Below are 17,677 nucleotides of genomic sequence, written 5' to 3'. Positions count from 1 at the left end.
CAGGAGGACTCCCCCCATGAGATCAGTCACCGAGCGGGACATCCGCGACTCCTTCGTCAACTGCTCCCGAGGTGAGGCCGAACGGCTCGCGACGCCTCGCCCTCTCCACGAACTCCCTTGGGACGACCTGGACTTCCTCGGATGGCGAGATCCCGGCGCGCCCGATCGCGGCTACCTCGTCACCGAGCGGGAAGGGGGCCTCGTCGGCGTCTGCCTGCGCCTCCCCTCATCCCGGCGCGGGCTTCTGCACCGCAGCTTGTGCTCGCTGTGCCTGACGACGCACCCGGGCAGCGGGGTCTCGCTGATGACCGCCCGCAAGGCGGGCACGGCGGGCCGCGAGGGCAATTCGGTGGGCGTGTACATCTGCGCCGACCTCGCCTGCTCCCTCTACGTGCGCGGGAAGAAGTCCCTGGAGTCGGGGAGCCGCTTCGAGGAGACCCTCACGACCGAGCAGCAGATCGCCCGGACGGTCGGCAACCTGTCGGCCTTCCTGGCGAAGCTGCACGACTGATCCCGCCACACCGCCTCGCTCCGCCGGGCTCACGGCGGACCGTCCTCGCTCCCCCGGGAGCCCGGCGGACCGACCTCGCGCCGCCGGGCCCTCGCCCTGCCGGGCCCTCGTCCTGCGCCGGACGCATCAGGAGCCGGCAGGTGCCCACTGCGGGTCACGGCCCAGGAAGGCGAGCAGCGCCTCGGCCCGGCCGGCGCCCTCCGGCACCTCGCGCGCGGCGGCGAACACGCCGAACGCGTCCCGGAGGTGATCGGCCAGCCGGTCCGCCGCGAGGCCGATCCCCGCCGCGAGGTCGTCGTCGAGGGGGGATTCCTGACCCGTCGCGACGGCGATGTCCCAGGCGTGCACGGCCGCGTCCATGGCACCCGCGGCGGCGGCCACCCGGAACGGCAGCGGACCGAGCGGCGTCGCCACCTCCTCGGCGTCGGCGGACAGCCCTCCGTAGACGTCGGCGACGTCGGCGAGAACCTTGTCGAGCGCCGCCGCCGCGTCGGCCTCCAGGCCGTCCACGGGGTGGAAGGGGTCCGCGTCGGGCCATCCGCTGCCGGTGATCGCCGCGCCGTACGCCTGCTGATCGAGCCGCGCGTGGTTGAGCACCTGCCGCACCGTCCACTCGCCGCACGGCGTCGGCGCTCCCCACGCACCCTCCGGCACACCCGCGACCACGTCACGCAGCCGTGCGTGCGCCCGCGTCAGCAGTTCGATGCCTTCGAGGTCGCTCATCCTGATTCCTCCTGATGCCTGTCCGACCGAGCTGATGTCCTCAATCTAGGACCCCTTGCGGACAGATACGGTCCGCAAGGAAGACGTTCGGTACCGGTGGGAAACGGGAAGGCCCCAAGGATGCAAGAGGCACGTGGTGAGTGGACGGCATCCGTCGCGAAGATCGTGGAGCGACGCCGGGAGCCGGTTGTCGTCCAGACACTTCGTTCGACGGCCGCCGCGACGCTCGCGTACGTGGTGGCCCTGCATCTCAGTCCCGAGCCCGCGCCGCTGACCGCGCCCCTGACCGCGCTGCTGGTCGTCCAGGTCACCCTGTACTCCACGATCACCACCGCCATCAGGCGGGTGAACTCCGTGGTGGTCGGCGTCGTGATCGCCATCGGCTTCAGCAGTCTCGTGGGCCTGACCTGGTGGAGCCTGGGCCTGATCATCCTCGCTTCGCTGGCCGTGGGCCATCTGGTCCGGGTCAGCGAGTTCGTGCCCGAGGTGGCGATCAGCGCCATGCTGGTCCTCGGCGTCACCAGAGTGGGCGACACCGCGTGGGCCCGCGTGCTGGAGACGCTGATCGGGGCGGTCGTGGGTCTCGCCTGCAACCTCGTGCTCGCGCCCCCCGTGTGGGTGGGCGTGGCCGGTGAGTCCATCGAAGATCTGGCACGCCGGGTGCGGCAGTTGATGCTGCGGATCGGCGAGGAGGCCGCCGGGCACACCCCCTTCCGGATCGCGGCCGAGCGGCTGCACGAGGCCCGCCAGCTCGACCATGACATCGCCGGGGTGGACGCGGCCCTGCGGCAGGCCGAGGACAGCCTGAAACTCAATCCCCGTGTGCGCGAGGGGCTGCTGCACCGGGTCGTGCTGCGCACCGGCCTGGACACCCTGGAGATCTGCACCGTGGTCCTGCGGGTCCTCGCGCGCAGTCTCACCGACCTCGCCAAGGAGCGGGAACCCCAGCCGCTGTTCGAACCGCAGGCGGGGGCCGTCCTGGAGGAACTGCTGTCCGAGGTCGCCGACGCGATCGTGAGCTTCGCGGTCCTGGTGACCACCGATGTCTCCCAGAGCGCCGCGTCCGCCGAGGCGCGGCTCAGCGCGGAACTCACCACGGCCGCCGCCACCCGCGACAAACTGGCCCAGCTCTTCCTGGACGAGGTCCAGCGCGACGCGAGCCAGTGGCAGCTGCACGGCTCCGTCCTGACCGAGGTCAACCGCATCATCGACGAGCTCGACACCGAACACCGGACCCGCAAGCTGCTCGAGGAGCTGGACCGCTGCGCCGCCGAGGAGCGCGAGCGCCGACCGCGCCTCACGCGTATGCGGCGCCGGCTGCGCCTCCCGCGCCCCCTGCGCCGCGACCGGAACCGTGCGGCCGCTTCCGGTCGTTCTAAGTGACGGGTTCGGTGTGAGAGAGCGGCACGGCGTCGCCGAAGGCGAGAAGCGCGATACGACGAGGGGCGGGCTGATGACCGAGGACACCGTGCGGATCGACGGGAACGCGCTGCGGCTGCCGGGCGGGGTGCAGGTGCGGTTCATCCGGACCCTGCGCCTGCCCGAGACGGGCACGCACGCGTTGCCGCCGGGGCTCGGCGAGTTCCCCGTCCGGCGGATCGAGGACTACGGGGACCGGGTGCCCGTCGAGTGGCGGGCCCGTGGCGGTGTGATGCTGCCGGTGTATCTGCGCGAGGCCATGTGGCTGAGTTTCGCCGGGACGACCGAGCCGGCCGCGCTGCAGGTCGGCGTGGGCAAGGTGTGCGCCGTCTCCGGCAAGCCGTGGAGCTCCCGGCTCGGCCGCGACCCGCAGAACTACGTGGTACTGCCGCGCCAGCCCTGGCTCGACGGCATCAACTCCGGCAAGGGGACGGTCCGCCAGTTCGTGGCCGTGCCGCTGGGTCTGGGGGCGACGGTGGAGGGTCAGGTCACCGGCGAGGAGGTCTGGGGCGGTGTCCAGCTGCAGGCGTTCCCCCTCGACGCGGGGGAACTGGCGGCGTGGCGCGAGGCGGAGCGCCGCAAGGCGGAGGAGCGCCTGCGAATGCCTCCGATGCCTCCGTCGATCGGCGGGTACGGCGGAGCCGTGCCGATGATGGCCGCGCCCGGTTCCCCGCCGCCCGCACCGGGGTCCGCCCCGGCCCCCGCGGGAGCCGCACCGGCCCGCCCGCGGAGCGCCCCGGCGATGGGTCTCGGCGTCGGCGGCTCGATGCGCCAGGAGGTCTACCGGGACGACCGGCCGCTCGGGGCCTGGGCCGAGGAGCCGGCCGGGCGCGTGTTCGTCCATCTCGTGACGCCTCCGGAGTGGCGCCGCATCACCGGCGAGGCGCCGCCTCCGTCCCCGGTGGACCGTGCGGCGTACACCCGAGCGGGGCTTCCCTGGTTCGACTACTACGACCAGGACGCCGCCGATCTGGCCCCCGCGGACGAGCTGGGTTCGGTGCGGCCGGTCGGCGACTGGCTGGGCGACGACCACGAACCCTGGCAGGCCCCCTCACCCCACCAGGTGAAGCCGCTCGGCGACGCGCCGGGCAAGCCGGTCGGGGACGGTGACTGGTAGGAGACCCGCGGCACCACCCGTCCGCGTCCGTCGCCGAACCGCCGAGCACCCGCCCACCCGTTGCAGCTCACGCAACGCTCATTGCCGTTCTTGCACTTCCGGGGTGTCGCACGCCAAGGTGGCTGTCACAGCCGAGGCAACCGACACCCCGAGGTGCAGGCATGAGCAGTGGTGCGCAGCCGTCGCGAGGCGCGGGCGGCGGCTGGACCAGGCGCCGCTTCGTCGGCGCGCTGGCGGGAGCCGCCGCGATCACGACGGTCCCGGCACCGGCCGCTCCGCGGGCGGACCCCGCTGATGCGACACCGCCCCCGAAGGCGCCGTCGGCCGGCCCCACCCCCTCGGCGTCCCTCTCCACGTCTCCGTCCGTGTCCTCGTCCCCGGCGTCCCGCTCGGGCCCCCGCCCGCTGTTCCTCGGCACGTACACCTCGGTCGACGGAGGCGGCAAGGGGATCGGCGTGGCCACGTACGACGCGGAGACCGGCGTGATCACCGGCGGCGGTGTCGTGACGGGCGTCGACAACCCCTCGTATCTGGCGGTGCATCCGGACGGCCGTACGCTGTACGCCGCCGACGAGCAGAGCGCGGGAGCGGTGACGGCCGTACGTCTCCCCCGGACCGAGGTCCTCGGCACGCGCGCGACCGGTGGCGCGGGCCCCTGCCATCTGTCCGTGCATCCGAGCGGGCGCTGGCTGCTGAGCGCGAACTACGCCTCGGGAAGCGTCGCGGTGCATCCCATCGACGCGTCCGGCGCGCTCGGCGAACGCACCGACCTGGTCACGCACTCAAGCCCGGCCCCCGGCCCCGGCCAACAGGGCCCGCACGCACACCAGTTCATCACCGGCCCGGACGGCGGCCACCTGCTCGCCGTCGACCTGGGCACCGACACGGTGTACACCTACCGTCTCGACGAGGCCGAGGGCACCCTCACCGAGGTGTCGCGGGCGCGGACCGAGCCGGGCGCGGGGCCGCGTCATCTCACGTTCCACCCCGGCGGCCGGTACGCCTATCTCGCCAACGAGGTCGACAACACGGTGACCGTCTGCGGCTACGACCGGGCCACCGGGCGCCTCACCATGGGCGAGCCGCAGTCCACGGGCACGGGCGGCGGGACGAACTACCCGGCGCAGATCCTGGTGACATCGAACGGCTCGTACGCCTATCTCGCCAACCGGGGCCACAACAGCCTGACGCGGTACGCGATCGAGGCGGACGGTGCCCGGCTGCGACTGCTGGACACGGTGCCCGTCGGCGGCGACTTCCCCCGCCACATCTCCTTCTCCCCGGACGGGCGGCTGCTGTTCACGGCGAACCAGCGGTCGAGCACCGTCAGCGTCTTCCACGTCGACGGCGGCAGCGGTGAACTCCGCCGCGCGGGTGAGCCGTTCGCCTCACCCGTCGCGGTCTGTGCGCTGCCGCTGTAGGGCTCGCGGGCAGGAGGCCGCGCTCGCCTGCGTGAGCAGGACGTGCATGCGTTCCGTGAGCTGGGAGACGTCGTCGGCGGGCGCGTGGAACGGCAGGCGTACGTCGCCGTTGCCGCGCGCCCGCTCGATGCGCAGGGTGAGTCCATGGCGGTCGACGGCCAGGGGCTGGACGCGCACCGCGCCGTGCAGGCTGTCCGGTTCGACGAGCCGGGTGAGCCGCTCGACGGCGTCCGGGTGGGCGTCGGCGAGATGGGTGAGCAGCTGCGCCTCGGCGAGGGCGAGCGGGTCGGGCTCGGCGTCCGCCAGTTCGTCCAGGTCCACCACCACGGTCCCGCCGGGACGGCGCAGCACCGCGCGGGTCGCACGGAACGACAGGTGCCCGTCCTCGGGGAGGAACCAGCCGGCGAGCCAGAGCCGGGCGCGGATCCGGTTCCGTACGGGAACCGGCGCGACGTCGGCGAACTCCAGGACGGCGGACGGTTCTCCGCGCGGCGAGCAGATGGCGGCCGCGAGCAGTGCGCTGTCCTCCGGCACCCGCAGGAGCACCCGGCCGTCCGCGGCGACGGTGTGCGCGCCGACGAACTCCTCCCGGCCACCCTCGGCGGTCACCGCGCAGGACCAGGCCGCGGCGACCACCGAGCGGGCGTGCTCCGCCGCGGCGGGCGCGGCCGTCCAGGTGTGAGGGCCACCCATCGTTTCCTCCTTAGGTAAGGCTTGCCTAACCTATCGAAGATCCGGGTGTACGCCAACCACGCCTCACCGAGACGGCGGAACATCCGTCGGATCGCGGCCCTCGAACAGGCCGCCGCTCAGGGTGCGATCGCCCCGAGCAGCGCCCGCGCGCACAGGTCCCGCACCTGGGCGTGGGTCAGGTCCGCCCCTCTGAGCCACTCCAGGCACACGGCCGTGGTGAAGGCGAGCCAGCCGCGGACCGCGACGCGGAGCTCCGGACGGTCCTCGGGGGCCCAGCCGAGCTCGGGATCCGCGGCCAGCGCCTCGAGGATCTGCGACTCCTGGGCGGCCAGTGCCTGCCGGTAGACCCGGCGGACGGCCTGGTCACCGGCGGCGTCGGCGCGATGGAAGGCACGGAACCCGTGCGCGTGCTCCTCCACGTACCCGAGGAAGACATCCAGGCCCGCGCCGAGCTGCTCGCGCACCGGAACGCCGGGCACCGCCGCGGTCAGCCGCAGCATCCGCCCGCTCTCCCGCTCGACCACGGCCGCGAAGAAGTCCCGCTTCGTCGGGAAGTAGTGGTAGAGCAGACCGCGCGAGACTCCGGCGATCTCGGCGACCTGCTCGATCCACACCTCGTCGTACGGACTCTCCGAGAACAGGCGGGCGCCGACCGAGAGCAGTTGCTCCCGGCGCTCCTCGGTGCTGAGCCGCCGACGTGGGCGCTCCCCCTGCTTCCCGGTCATGCCCGCACCTTACTTGACGTCGGTTCAACAAGGGCAGCAGACTGAGTGCCGCTATTGAACTCGCGTACAACAGAGTCAACGTGCCCGGGAAACAAGGGAGATGGCGTCATGGCGGAGACGACGGAGGCCGCGCGCCCCAAGGGGTTCCGCAGCGCGGAACTGGGCTGGCCGGAGCTGCACCGCATCCCGCACCCGCCGCGCCGCGTACCCCTGGTCGGCGATGTGCTCGGCGCCCATGTCCGTTCTCCCCTGCAGGACTCCATGAAGTTCGGGCGCATGCTCGGACCGGTCTTCCGGCGCAAGGCCTTCCGCAACGAGATCGTCTTCGTCTGGGGCGCGGATCTCGCCGCCGAGCTGGCCGACGAGTCGCGCTTCGCGAAGCACGTGGGCCTGGGCGTCGCCAATCTCCGTCCGGTGGCCGGGGACGGACTGTTCACCGCCTACAACCACGAGCCCAACTGGCAGTTGGCGCACGACGTCCTCGCCCCCGGCTTCAGCCGCGAGGCCATGGAGGGCTACCACCCGATGATGCTGGCCGTGACCGAGCGGCTGACGGACCGCTGGGACCGGGAGCAGGCGGCGGGGCGTGCGGTGGACGTGCCGGGCGACATGACGAAGCTGACGCTGGAGACGATCGCCAGGACCGGCTTCGGTCATGACTTCGCCTCCTTCGAACGCTCCCGGCCGCACCCCTTCGTGAACGCGATGGTGGGCACGCTGACCTACGCCCAACGCCTCAACGTCGTCCCGGTGCCACTGGCCCCGCTCCTCCTGCGGGGAGCCTCCCGGCGCAACGCTGCGGACATGGCCCACCTCAATCGCACGGTCGACGCGGTGGTGGCCTCCCGCCGGACCGCCGGCGGCGAGGGGGACCTGCTCGACCGCATGCTGGAGACGGCGCACCCGGAGACCGGGGAGCGGCTGAGCCCCGAGAACATCCGCCGCCAGGTGATCACCTTCCTGATCGCCGGCCACGAGACCACCTCCGGCGCCCTCTCCTTCGCGTTGCACTACCTCGCCCGGCACCCGGAGGTCGCGGCCCGCGCCCGTGCCGAGGTCGACCGCGTCTGGGGCGGCACGGACCGGCCGGGCTACGAGCAGGTCGCCAAGCTCCGCCACGTCCGCCGGGTCCTCGACGAGTCGCTGCGCCTGTGGCCGACGGCGCCGGCGTTCGCGCGCGAGGCCCGGCAGGACACCCTGCTCGGCGGCGTCCATCCGATGCGGGAGGGGGCATGGGCGCTGGTCCTCACCGCGATGCTGCACCGGGACCCGGCGGTGTGGGGCGCCGACGCGGAGGCGTTCGACCCGGACCGCTTCGACGCGAAGGCGGTACGGGCCCGGCCCCCGCACACCTTCAAGCCGTTCGGCACCGGGGCGCGCGCCTGTATCGGCCGGCAGTTCGCGCTGCACGAGGCGACGCTGGTCCTCGGACTGCTGCTGCGCCGTTACGACCTGCGGCCCGACCCGGGCTACCGGCTGCGGGTGTCCGAGCGGCTGACCCTGATGCCGGAGGGCCTGCGGCTGCACCTCGAACGGCGGACGCCCGGAGCGCCGGACCGGGAAGTGCCTCTGGCCCGCACGGCCGATTGAGGCTGCGCCACCGGGCCTGGGCGGCCGATTGAGGCTGCGCCACAGGCCTGGGCGGGTCCCCTTCCGTTCGATCCCCTCCCGGCGCTCACGGCCTCCGGGCTGACCGGGCCGGGAGACATCCTGTTCCCGGCCCGGGCAAGTGCCCGCCTCAGCCCTGTGAACTCCAGTGACCGGGGCGTTCGACAGATTCCGGGAGCCGGGTACCGGCGCTGCCGCGGGCCGCGTTGAGCTGCGGCTGGGTGAGGAAGAAGGCTCCGGTCAGATCGGCGTCGGTGAGGTCGGTGTCCCTGAGGTCGGCACCGATCAGATCGGCGCCGCGCAGATCTGCCCCGGTCAGATCGGCGGCGATGAGGTAGGCGCCGCGCAGACTCGCGCCCCGCAGGTCGGCACCCTTGAGACGGGCGCCCATCAGATCGGCGCCGCGGCGGTCCTTCTTCCTGCCCCGACCGACCCCCGCCCGTACGAGTTCGCTGGTCCGCAGCAGTACTTCGTTGACCTCCTGCCGGTGCGCGCCCACATCCAACTCGCCCAGCTCCTCGGGGGTTTGCCGGACGAGGCGTTCCGTCGTGGCGAGCAGGCGCCGGACGTCGTCGTGCACCGGCCGCGCCGCGGGGAGTGTCAGTGCCTCGTTCAGGTACCAGAGCAGTTCGTGGAGCGCGCGTACGACGGGGAACACGTCGAACATCTGCCGGGCGCGCTCCGGGGTCCCCGAGCGCCAGTCCACGCCGCCGAAGGTCACCTGGGAGACCCGCTGCCCGGCGCCGAAGCAGTCGTAGACCGTGCAGCCCGTGAAGCCCGTCTCCCGCAGCCGGGTGTGGATGCCGCACCGGAAGTCGCTCTTCAGATTCGGGCAGGGCCTGCCCGCGTCCTTGTCGATCGCGAAGTCGGCCGAGCGGGCGAAGGGCAGGGCGACACAGCACAGTCCGAAGCACTGACCGCAGTCGGCTCGCAGCTCGAGGCGTGGGTCCGGGTCCGTGGTGCCGTGATCTCGCATGGTCCCCAGCCTACTGAGCCCGGACGCATGCACTGAAATGCGCCGACATGACGGCCCGGCCCCTGCGCAGGTGATCGGTACGGTCCTTGTCTGGATGTTTCACGGCGCACCGGGTATCGAGACCGCCATGGATTCCACAGCGCTCCCCGGCCTCCCCGCTCCTCCCCCGCTGGGCGCGAGCGCCCTGCCGGCCGGAACGTACGACGGCTCTCTGGTGCTCGTCACCGGTGGCGGCACCGGACTCGGGAGGGCGATCGCGGCGGAGTTCGCCCGGTTGGGCGCCGATCTGCTGATCGTCAGCCGTCGCGAGCGGCATCTCGCCGCGGCCCGCGAGGAGTTGGCGAAGCTGGGCACCCGCGTGACGTCCGCCGTCTGCGACATCCGGGACCCGAAGCGCATCTCGGAGGTGTTCGACGGGAGCGCGCTGCCCGACGTGCTGGTCAACAACGCGGCGGCCAACTTCCCGGTCCCGACGGAGGACATGTCCCCCAACGCCTGGCAGGCGGTCGTCGACATCACCCTCACCGGAACCTTTCTGATGACCCGTGAGTTCGGACGGCGGCATCTGACCGCGGGCACACCGGGATCGGTCATCGACGTCGGCGCGTCCTACGCGTGGACGGGCGGCCCCGGTTTCGCGCACAGCGCGGCGGCCAAGGCGGGCGTGGAGAGCCTCGTACGGACGCTGGCGGTGGAATGGGGCCCGTACGGCATCCAGGTCAACGGTCTGGTGCCCGGGCTGATGCCGCACGAGGACATGACGGACGACATCCGCGGCAATCTGGCGCGGGCCGCGACCCGCGCGGCCACCACGAGCGGCGGGGACAATGGGAGCGGCGGGGACGGCAGGGACGGCGAAGGCAACGGGCCCGACGGGGGGAGCGCCGACGACGAGAACGGCCCGGACGGCGCGGGGCGCCGGGCGCACGACCTGCGGCAGCCGGCCCTGCGCGTCGGCGCACCCCGCGAGCTCGGCTGGGCCGCCACCTTCCTGGCGTCCCCCTACGCCCGGTTCATCACCGGCCACACCCTGGTGGTGGACGGTGCGAACTGGCAGCGCAGAGAGCTCGTCGGCCCGCCGGTGACGACGGTGCGGGAGCAGCTGGGGCGCGGTCCCTTCACCGGCTGACCGTCAGTCCCCCGCGCCCGCCTGCGCGAGGCCGAGCCGGGCGAGCCGGTCGGGGTCGGCCAGGATGTGCATCGCGACGATCCTGCCGTCGGCGACGGTGACGCCCATGACCGACATCGGCCGGCCGTCGACGAGCGCGACGACGCCCGCCTCCCCGTTGACCAGGACGAGCCGTGAACTCGCCGCGAACCGGGCGAAGGTGAGCGCCTGCCGGGCCACCGCCGCCGCGCCGCGGACCAGTTTGGACGCGGCCGCGCCGCCGACCAGCGGGCCCGCGTCGGCGCGCAGCACGACATCGGGGTCGAGGACGGCGACGAGGCCCTCGAAGTCCCCGCCGCGCGAGGCGGCGAGGAAGGCGTCGAGGACCTTCCGCTGCCGGATGACATCCCGCTCGGGCTCCGGGGCGTTTCCCTTGACGCGGCGGCGCGCCCGGCTCGCGAGCTGTAGCCGTCGTACGGAACAGCGACCGATCAAAACACGGCGGTCACTTTCCCTCGAAGCGGGGCACGCGGCGGGCGCCCTGGGCCGCGTATCCCTCGCCCGCGTCGTCGGAGGTCAGGGTGAGCGCGGCCGACAGGGCGGTCCGGTCGAGGGCCGCGCCGAGACCGGCGTCGGCGTATGCGTCGATGTCGTGCTTGACGCCCTGCACGGCGAGCGGCCCGTTCGCCGCGATCTCCGCGGCGACGGCGCGGGCCGTGTCGTCCAACGCGGCTTCCTCGGCGACGAGTTGGACGAGGTGCAGGCGTTCGGCCGTCGTGGCGTCCAGTCGTCTCCCGGTCAGCGCGAGAAACTTCGCCCACCCCGCGCCCGCCTCGCGCGCGATGCGCAGGTCCCCGCCGGCGTCGACCGCGAGCCCCAACTGGGCCTCGGGCAGGGCGAACACGGCGTCCCGGGAGGCGATCCTGATGTCCGCCATCAGCGCCAGTTCGAAGCCGAAGCCGAGGCAGTAGCCCCGCACGGCCGCGACGACGGGCTGCGGCAGCCGGGCGAAGGCGGCGAAGCGCTCGTGGGCCCAGCGGATGCCCTCGTAGTACGCACGGGCACGCTCGGCGCCCGAGCGGCCGGTGATCGCGCCGCCCGGGGCGGTCACGTCGATCCCCGCGCAGAAGGCGCGCCCCTCGGCCCGCAGCAGGACCACGCGGATCGACGGGTCGAAGCGGATCCGGTCGGCGAACAGGCCAAGTTGGCGCGTGGACTCCCAGCTCCACGCGTTGAGTTTCGCCGGACGGCAGAGGGTGAGGACGCCGATACCGGCCTCGATGTCGAGGCGCAGCCGCTCCTCGCCCTTCGGGATGTCCGTACGCGTGGTGTCGATCATCCGTACCCCCTCAGGATTCTGACAGACCGTCAGAATCCTAGGAGGCCCCGCCCACCGGATGAAGGGGTCGAGGAACGCCGTTACACGACCAGGGTGTTGTGGATCTCGACCACCGCCGTTTCGAACGGGGGCAGGCCGAGGTCCTGCGCGGCGGGCGCGATGACCTCGACCTCGAACCGCCGGTAGGCGTCCTCCGACTCCCATACGTCGACGACCTGGAAGCCGCCCGACGCGAGGGGCGCGCTGTAGTGGGCGACGAGCCCGGTGGGCGGCTTCGCGCGGTCCGGGATCACCCGCTCGAAAATGGTGTCGTAGAGCTTCTGATTCCACGCCGCACTCTGGTTGTGCACCAGAACAGTCATGCCGGTCCCTCGATCCGCAGACGACTTCATGTCGCCTGCGACGCTATGTCCGCGTCCGGTCGTCGGCGAGCGGTGACGGACACGGCTGCGCCGTCCGGCGGAACCCGTGGGCGGGGCCGGACGGCGCGGGGTGCGGGACCTGTCAGACGTCGTCGCGCGTGAGCGCGAGCAAGCGGTCCAGGACGCGCGGGCCGCCGGCCCGTACCCCGTCGTGCTCGAACTCGTCCGTCACCCAGGTGCGCAGGCCCCGGACGGCACGCGCGGTGCGCAGGGAGTGTTCGGCGTCGACGTACATGTCGTCGTGGTAGACCGCCGCCGCGACCGGTACCTCGTTCGCGGCGAGCCGGGCCGGATCGTACAGCGGCGCCCAGTCGGTGCGGGCGGCCAGTTCCTCGGCGGTCTCCCGCAGCGGGCGCAGCGCCGGGTCGGTCTCGAAGGTCCAGGGGTGCACGGACTCGCCGGTGAACAGCAGCGGTCCGTCGTCCGCGAGGGTCTTGGCCGCGTCGAACTGCGGGAACTCGGCGCGCACGCGTTCTGCGGACCAGGCGGTGGGGCGGCCGCCCTGGGCGTAGCAGGCCTCGTGGACCAGCGCGTACAGGGGGTGTCCCGCGAACGAGAGCAGCCCCTGGACGTCCTCCTGGAAGGCGTCGGAGAGCGCCGGGCCCTGCGGGGTGCGGACGAAGGCGTCCTCCAGCAGGAAGTGCAGCCGGTGGCTGCCCTCGCTGCCGCCGAGGAGGATGCCCAGCGACTGGAACGCCTCGACGGTCAGGCGGTAGCCGCCGCTCAGGACGGGCTCGTGCTGGAGCAGGTGCTCCGCGATCCGTCGGGCGCGCTCGACATCCTGCGGGTAGCGCGCGTAGTGCGCGGCGACCTTGCGCTCGATGCGGGGGTACGCGGCGCGGTAGACGTCGTCCGCGTGTCCGTCGAGGGTGGGCAGGCCGCCGGTGATGACGGCCGCGCTCAGCCCCTCGGGGGCGCTGGACAGGTAGTGCACGGTGCAGAAGCCGCCGAAGCTCTGGCCGAGGACCGTCCAGGGCGCTCCGCCGGTGAGTCCGGGCCGGATGGCCTCGCAGTCCCGGACGATGGAGTCGGCGCGGAAGAGCGCGAGGTAGTCGGCCTGCTCGCGGGCGCCGCCGCGCAGCGGGAGCGTCTGCCGGTTGGCGGGCGTGGAGTGTCCGGTGCCGCGCTGGTCCAGCAGCAGGACGCGGAAGTCCTTCAGGGCCCGGTCGAGCCAGGCCTGCCGGCCGACGAAACGATTCGCCCCGAACCCGGGGCCACCCTGGAGGTAGACCATCCAGGGCAGGTCCTGATGCGCCTTGTCGCTCGCGACGACCTCGCGGGCGAACAGTTCGATGGTCTCCCCGGCCGGGCGGTCGTGGTCCAGAGGCACGGTGAAGCGGTGGTCGGTGAGGACGACACCGGGCTGGCGGTAGCTGACGGTCAACAGGGCTCCCGAGACGTACGGATTCCAGGCTGCGTCCCAGTTGAGCACATGTTCCTGGGGCTCCGCGGCCCGGGGATCAAGAAAATGAACTGAACAGTGACTCAGCAGGCTGGTGACGGGGAACTGAACCGCTGCTCAGCGCGCCGCCAGGCTGGAATGGCGCACCACCAGCTCCGGCTGGAGCACGACCCGCCGGTGCTCGTGCGGTGCGGGCGCCGTCTCGGAGTCGATCTCCTCCAGGAGCAGCTCCGCGGCGAGGGCGCCCATGGTCACGGCGGGCTGGCGCACGGAGGTGAGCGGGACCGCCGCGGCGGCGGCGAACTCGATGTCGTCGTAGCCGACGATCGCGAGGTCGTCGGGCACGCCGACGCCGGCCGCGTACATGGCCTGGAGGACGCCGAGCGCGAGCAGGTCGTTGGCGCAGAAGACGGCGGTGGGCCGCTCGGCGAGGCCGAGGAGCCGCGCGCCCGCGTCGCGCCCGTCGGCCACGTCGAGGCGTTCGGTCGGCAGCTCGCGCAGATGGCCCGGGCCGAGGCCCGCCTCGGCCAGGGCGTTCAGCGCGCCCGTGCGGCGGTCCCTGACCTGGCTGAGGCCGGGCGGTCCGCTGACGTACGCGATCGAGCGGTGTCCCGCGTCCACGAGGTGCCGGACGGCGAGGGCCCCGCCCGCCACGTCGTCGACCGAGACGGAGCACTCGGTGGTGCCCTCGGCGACCCGGTCGACCAGTACGAAGGGGATGCCGTTGCGGCGGAACGCCTCGATGTTGCGCCCGCTCGCGTCGGACGGCGTCAGCAGCACCCCGCGCACCCGCTGCTCGGCGAAGAGCGACAGGTAGTCGGCCTCCTCGCTCGGGCTCTGCGCGCTGTTGCAGACCATCACCCCGAGCCCGGCGTCCCGTGCGGCGCGCTCGGCGCCGCGTGCGACGTCCACGAAGAACGGGTTGCCCATGTCGAGGACGAGAAGCCCCATGATGCGGCTGCGCCCGGCCCGCAGTTGGCGTGCCGACTCGCTGCGTACGTATCCGAGCCGGTCGATGGCGGACAGGACGCGTGCCCTCGTCTCGGAGGCCACCGAGTCGGGGCGATTGATCACGTTCGAGACCGTGCCGACGGAGACTCCGGCGGCACGGGCGACGTCCTTGATACCCACCGACTGGGCCATCAGGCGGGAACCTCCGGGAGAAGAACGAAAAGCGGCGGGCAGGCCCTCACATTACCCGCGAGCGGGCCGGAACCAGTGGTCATGCGGGCAGCCGGAAATCGATGACGCGCAGCGCCGAGGGTGTGGTCCCGCTGGACTTCTCCTGGTACATCACGGACAGGATTCCGTCCTGCGGGACGCGCGTCTCGTCGATCACGACCTCGCCGAAGGCGTTGAGGCCGCTGCCGTCGAACAGGAGCTTCCAGTCGGTGTGTCCGGAGGACTTCGAGGCGCCGGCGATCCGACCGAACGGCAGGATCGCGTAGGCGTTGTCGTACCGGTCCAGGACCAGCCTGGTGCGCTGGCTGGAGTTCAGGCCGATCGGGATCTCGGTCTTGGTCCAGCCGCCCGAGGCGTTCTTCCGCAGATGGAAGGCCCGGCCGTTGGCCGTGCGGTCCGTCACGTAGTTGGTGGTGCACTGTCCGAAGCGCCCGGGCACATAGCTGATGATCGCGTGCGGCAGGCCCGCCGAGTCGGTGGCCTGGCTCTCCTGGTTCATCAGGGAGTGGTCGGGGTCGAGGGAGTCGACGACGAGTCCGGCGTCGGTGACGGCGACGGTGTCGGAACTGCCGGTGGTGCCGACGAGGGTCCCCGCGTCGTTGCGCCAGCTGCGGCCCCGGTCGGTGGAGTAGACGTAGCCGGTGTCGTGGTTGGTGATGCCGCCGGCGTTGCACATCACGGCGGCGTTCTGCTCGCGCCAGGTGAAGAAGGAGTGCAGCCGGCCGTTGGTGTCGTAGTCGATGCCGTGCAGGTACATGTTGCGGGCCGTGCTGGACCCGTGCGCGCTGGTGTACGTCCCCGTCGAGGCGGACCATTCGCCGAGCGCGGTCCAGGCCGAACCGTTGTACTCGGCGAGGGCGTTGCGTCCGTTCCCGGAGACGCCGACGCGGTAGCTGAGCTGGAGTCCGCCGGCCGGGGTCGCGACGAACTGCGGGTAGGTGAACTGCGTGGTGAGGGCGAGTCCGTCCAGGGAGGTCTGGACGGACCCGAACACGGCGGAGGTCCAGGCCGTCGACGCGGCGTTGTCGAGCAGCCCGGCCACCGACTTGACGTAGAAGAAGCCGTCGCTGTGCGAGTCCATGTTCAGGTGCAGCCGGCCGTCGGTCCTGGAGACGCCCATGGAGATGACGTTGTGGGAGTCGCTGCTCTTGAGCTTGTGGGCGAGTGTGATCCTGGACCAGGTGGTGGCTCCGAGCGCGCGGCGGGCGACGACCGCGCTGCGGTCGGCGGTGTACCAGGCCGCGTACTGATAGCCGCGGTGGGTCAACAGGCCGTTCTTCTGGAACGAGTTGTTGTTGACCAGACCGTCGTAGGAGACGAAGTAGAGGGCTTGGGAGTCGAGTTGGGTGGTGCCGGACTGGGTGACGGAGGGGCCGGGGTCGGCCGCCCGTGCCGTCCCCGCGGTGAGGGCGGGGCCTGCCACGGCGCCCAGCAGGGCCGTCGTCAGCACGGTGCGTCGTCTCATCTACGGGCTCCTTGATCGGGCTGCGGGCGGGCGGCTCAGGCGAGATGGAACACTTCGGTGAGGGGTTTCATGGCCTCGTCGGGTCTGGCGCCGTCCAGCGATGTGAAGAACGGCGCCATCTCCGCCTGCCAACGGGCATTGACGTCGGTGGCTTCCATGGCGGCCTGCGCGGCCGCGAAGTCCTCGGTCTCCAGGTAGCCGACGAGCAGGCCGTCCTCGCGCAGGAAGAGCGAGTAGTTGTGCCAGCCGGTGGCCGAGAGCGCGTCGAGCATCTCGGGCCACACGGCGGCGTGCCGCTCGCGGTACTCGTCGAGGCGGTCCGCACGGACCTTCAGCAGAAAGCACACACGCTGCATCAATGACCCTCCGGGGCCTGGGAGTCGAACCGGCGGGACCGGCAGGACATCAGCACGTCGAGACGTCGGACCGTCAGACGTCGGACCGTCAGAGGTCGGACGGTCAGGGGTCGGACCGTCAGAAGTCGAACTGGTCGATGTTCTTCGCGTCGAAGACGGTCGGCTTGCCCAGGTTGATCGCGCCGTCCTTGCCGATGGTGAAGGAGCCCATGTCGCCGGCCTTGAAGGTCTCGCCCTCCTTGCCGGTGATCTGTCCCGAGGACAGCGCCACGGCGGTGCGGGCGGCCAGTTCACCGAGCTTCGCCGGGTCCCACAGCTCGAAGCCCTCGACGGTGCCGTTCTTGACGTACTTGCGCATGTCGTTGGGGGTGCCGAGGCCGGTCAGCTTGACCTTGCCCTTGTACTTGGACCCGGACAGGTACTGGGCGGCGGCCTTGATGCCGACGGTGGTCGGGGAGATGATCCCGGCGAGCTTGGGGTGCTCCTGAAGGAGGCCCTGGGTCTGCTGGAAGGACTGCTGGGCCTCGTCGTTGCCGAAGGCGACCTTGACCAGCTTCATGTCCTTGTACTTGGGGTCCTTCAGCTCCTCCTTCATGAAGTCGATCCAGGTGTTCTGGTTGGTCGCGGTCTGCCCGGCGGACAGGATCGCGATCTCGCCCTTGTAGCCGATCTGCTTCGCGAGCAGCTGCACCTCGGTGCGGCCCAGGTCCTCGGCGCTGGCCTGCGAGACGAAGGCGTTGCGGCAGTCGGCCTTGGTGTCGGAGTCGTAGGTGACTACCTTGATCTTGTTCGTCATGGCCTGCTTGAGCGCGGTGCACAGGGCGCCCGGGTCCTGCGCGGAGACGGCCATCGCGTCGACCTGCTGCTGGGTGAGCGTGTTGACGTAACTCACCTGGCCGCTGGTGTCGGTGGCGCTGCTGGTGCCGACCTCCTTGTAGGTGGAGCCCAGTTCCTTGAGCGCCTTCTCGCCGCCCGTGTCCGCGGAGGTGAAGTAGGGGTTGTTGACCGCCTTGGGCAGGAAGCCGACGGTCAGCCCCTTCTTGGTGACCGCGTTCGGGTCGGCCTTGCCGTCGGCGACGGCGCCCGAGCCGACCGTGTCCTTGACGTCGTCCTTGGTGGTGCCGCCGCAGGCGCTGACGGCCAGGGCGAGGGAGGTGACGGCGGCGAGCGCCGCGCAGGTGCGGCGGATCGATGACTTGCGCATGGCTGA

General features: G+C 72.0%; 18 protein-coding genes. 6 read left to right on the top strand and 12 right to left on the bottom strand.

Annotated features, from left to right (window positions below):
* The first annotated feature begins 16 nt into the window (after positions 1-16).
* A complete protein-coding gene (locus tag OG788_RS37845) occupies positions 17-511 on the top strand; it encodes an FBP domain-containing protein (protein ID WP_406375490.1) in 495 nt (164 codons plus the stop codon).
* A gap of 126 nt (positions 512-637) precedes the next feature.
* On the opposite strand, the gene OG788_RS37840 is transcribed toward OG788_RS37845, so the two are convergent.
* Complete coding sequence (locus OG788_RS37840) at positions 638-1,234, bottom strand: TIGR03086 family metal-binding protein (RefSeq protein ID WP_406375489.1); 597 nt, start codon at positions 1,232-1,234, stop codon at positions 638-640.
* Positions 1,235-1,354: 120 nt separating this feature from the next.
* On the opposite strand from OG788_RS37840, the gene OG788_RS37835 reads away from it, so the two are divergent.
* The 3 genes from OG788_RS37835 (at position 1,355) to OG788_RS37825 (ending at position 5,191) form a co-directional block, all read left to right on the top strand.
* Positions 1,355-2,617 carry an FUSC family protein gene (locus tag OG788_RS37835; protein WP_406375488.1) on the top strand — a complete coding sequence of 421 codons (1,263 nt, stop codon included), beginning with the start codon at positions 1,355-1,357 and terminating at the stop codon, positions 2,615-2,617.
* Positions 2,618-2,687: 70 nt separating this feature from the next.
* Positions 2,688-3,770 (top strand): hypothetical protein, encoded by a 1,083-nt coding sequence (locus OG788_RS37830; protein ID WP_406375487.1) that lies wholly within the window; start codon positions 2,688-2,690, stop codon positions 3,768-3,770.
* Between the two features lie 161 nt (positions 3,771-3,931).
* Positions 3,932-5,191 (top strand): lactonase family protein, encoded by a 1,260-nt coding sequence (locus OG788_RS37825; protein ID WP_406375486.1) that lies wholly within the window; start codon positions 3,932-3,934, stop codon positions 5,189-5,191.
* On the opposite strand, the gene OG788_RS37820 is transcribed toward OG788_RS37825, so the two are convergent.
* Positions 5,159-5,884, bottom strand: coding sequence for a DUF2470 domain-containing protein (locus OG788_RS37820; RefSeq protein WP_406375485.1), 726 nt, complete (start codon positions 5,882-5,884; stop codon positions 5,159-5,161). The genes OG788_RS37825 and OG788_RS37820 overlap by 33 nt on opposite strands.
* A gap of 116 nt (positions 5,885-6,000) precedes the next feature.
* The gene (locus tag OG788_RS37815; RefSeq protein WP_406375484.1) at positions 6,001-6,609 is read right to left on the bottom strand and encodes a TetR/AcrR family transcriptional regulator; all 609 of its coding nucleotides are present in this window, start codon (positions 6,607-6,609) and stop codon (positions 6,001-6,003) included.
* 108 nt (positions 6,610-6,717) lie between these two features.
* Between OG788_RS37815 and OG788_RS37810 the strand changes: the two genes are divergently transcribed.
* Positions 6,718-8,199 carry a cytochrome P450 gene (locus tag OG788_RS37810; protein WP_406375483.1) on the top strand — a complete coding sequence of 494 codons (1,482 nt, stop codon included), beginning with the start codon at positions 6,718-6,720 and terminating at the stop codon, positions 8,197-8,199.
* Between the two features lie 148 nt (positions 8,200-8,347).
* On the opposite strand, the gene OG788_RS37805 is transcribed toward OG788_RS37810, so the two are convergent.
* A complete protein-coding gene (locus tag OG788_RS37805; protein WP_406375482.1) occupies positions 8,348-9,193 on the bottom strand; it encodes a pentapeptide repeat-containing protein in 846 nt (281 codons plus the stop codon).
* A 127-nt stretch (positions 9,194-9,320) separates the two neighbouring features.
* Here OG788_RS37805 and OG788_RS37800 point away from each other — a divergent pair, with 127 nt between their 5' ends.
* Positions 9,321-10,322, top strand: coding sequence for an SDR family oxidoreductase (locus OG788_RS37800; RefSeq protein ID WP_406375481.1), 1,002 nt, complete (start codon positions 9,321-9,323; stop codon positions 10,320-10,322).
* Between the two features lie 3 nt (positions 10,323-10,325).
* Here OG788_RS37800 and OG788_RS37795 read toward each other — a convergent pair whose 3' ends face one another.
* The 8 genes from OG788_RS37795 to rhaS all read right to left on the bottom strand — a co-directional run bounded on the left by OG788_RS37795 (position 10,326) and on the right by rhaS (position 17,671).
* Positions 10,326-10,796, bottom strand: a complete 471-nt coding sequence (locus OG788_RS37795; RefSeq protein ID WP_406375480.1) for a nuclear transport factor 2 family protein — start codon at positions 10,794-10,796, stop codon at positions 10,326-10,328.
* Between the two features lie 10 nt (positions 10,797-10,806).
* Positions 10,807-11,640, bottom strand: a complete 834-nt coding sequence (locus tag OG788_RS37790) for an enoyl-CoA hydratase/isomerase family protein (RefSeq protein WP_406375479.1) — start codon at positions 11,638-11,640, stop codon at positions 10,807-10,809.
* Positions 11,641-11,720: 80 nt separating this feature from the next.
* A complete protein-coding gene (locus OG788_RS37785; RefSeq protein WP_406375478.1) occupies positions 11,721-12,002 on the bottom strand; it encodes a hypothetical protein in 282 nt (93 codons plus the stop codon).
* Positions 12,003-12,144: 142 nt separating this feature from the next.
* Positions 12,145-13,446, bottom strand: a complete 1,302-nt coding sequence (locus OG788_RS37780; protein WP_351545541.1) for an alpha/beta fold hydrolase — start codon at positions 13,444-13,446, stop codon at positions 12,145-12,147.
* Between the two features lie 135 nt (positions 13,447-13,581).
* Complete coding sequence (locus OG788_RS37775) at positions 13,582-14,607, bottom strand: LacI family DNA-binding transcriptional regulator (RefSeq protein ID WP_351545414.1); 1,026 nt, start codon at positions 14,605-14,607, stop codon at positions 13,582-13,584.
* A gap of 79 nt (positions 14,608-14,686) precedes the next feature.
* Entirely contained in the window at positions 14,687-16,111 is a 1,425-nt protein-coding gene (locus OG788_RS37770) for a BNR repeat-containing protein (RefSeq protein WP_406375477.1), read from the bottom strand.
* Positions 16,112-16,146: 35 nt separating this feature from the next.
* Positions 16,147-16,467, bottom strand: a complete 321-nt coding sequence (locus OG788_RS37765) for an L-rhamnose mutarotase (RefSeq protein ID WP_266764286.1) — start codon at positions 16,465-16,467, stop codon at positions 16,147-16,149.
* Between the two features lie 118 nt (positions 16,468-16,585).
* Positions 16,586-17,671 carry a rhamnose ABC transporter substrate-binding protein gene (gene rhaS / locus OG788_RS37760; protein ID WP_406375476.1) on the bottom strand — a complete coding sequence of 362 codons (1,086 nt, stop codon included), beginning with the start codon at positions 17,669-17,671 and terminating at the stop codon, positions 16,586-16,588.
* Positions 17,672-17,677 lie beyond the last annotated feature (6 nt).

The sequence above is a fragment of the Streptomyces sp. NBC_00647 genome (assembly GCF_045207245.1).
Lineage (GTDB): Bacteria > Actinomycetota > Actinomycetes > Streptomycetales > Streptomycetaceae > Streptomyces.
The sequence above is the reverse complement of the archived record's forward strand: the minus strand, read 5'-3'. Positions and strand labels throughout refer to the sequence as shown.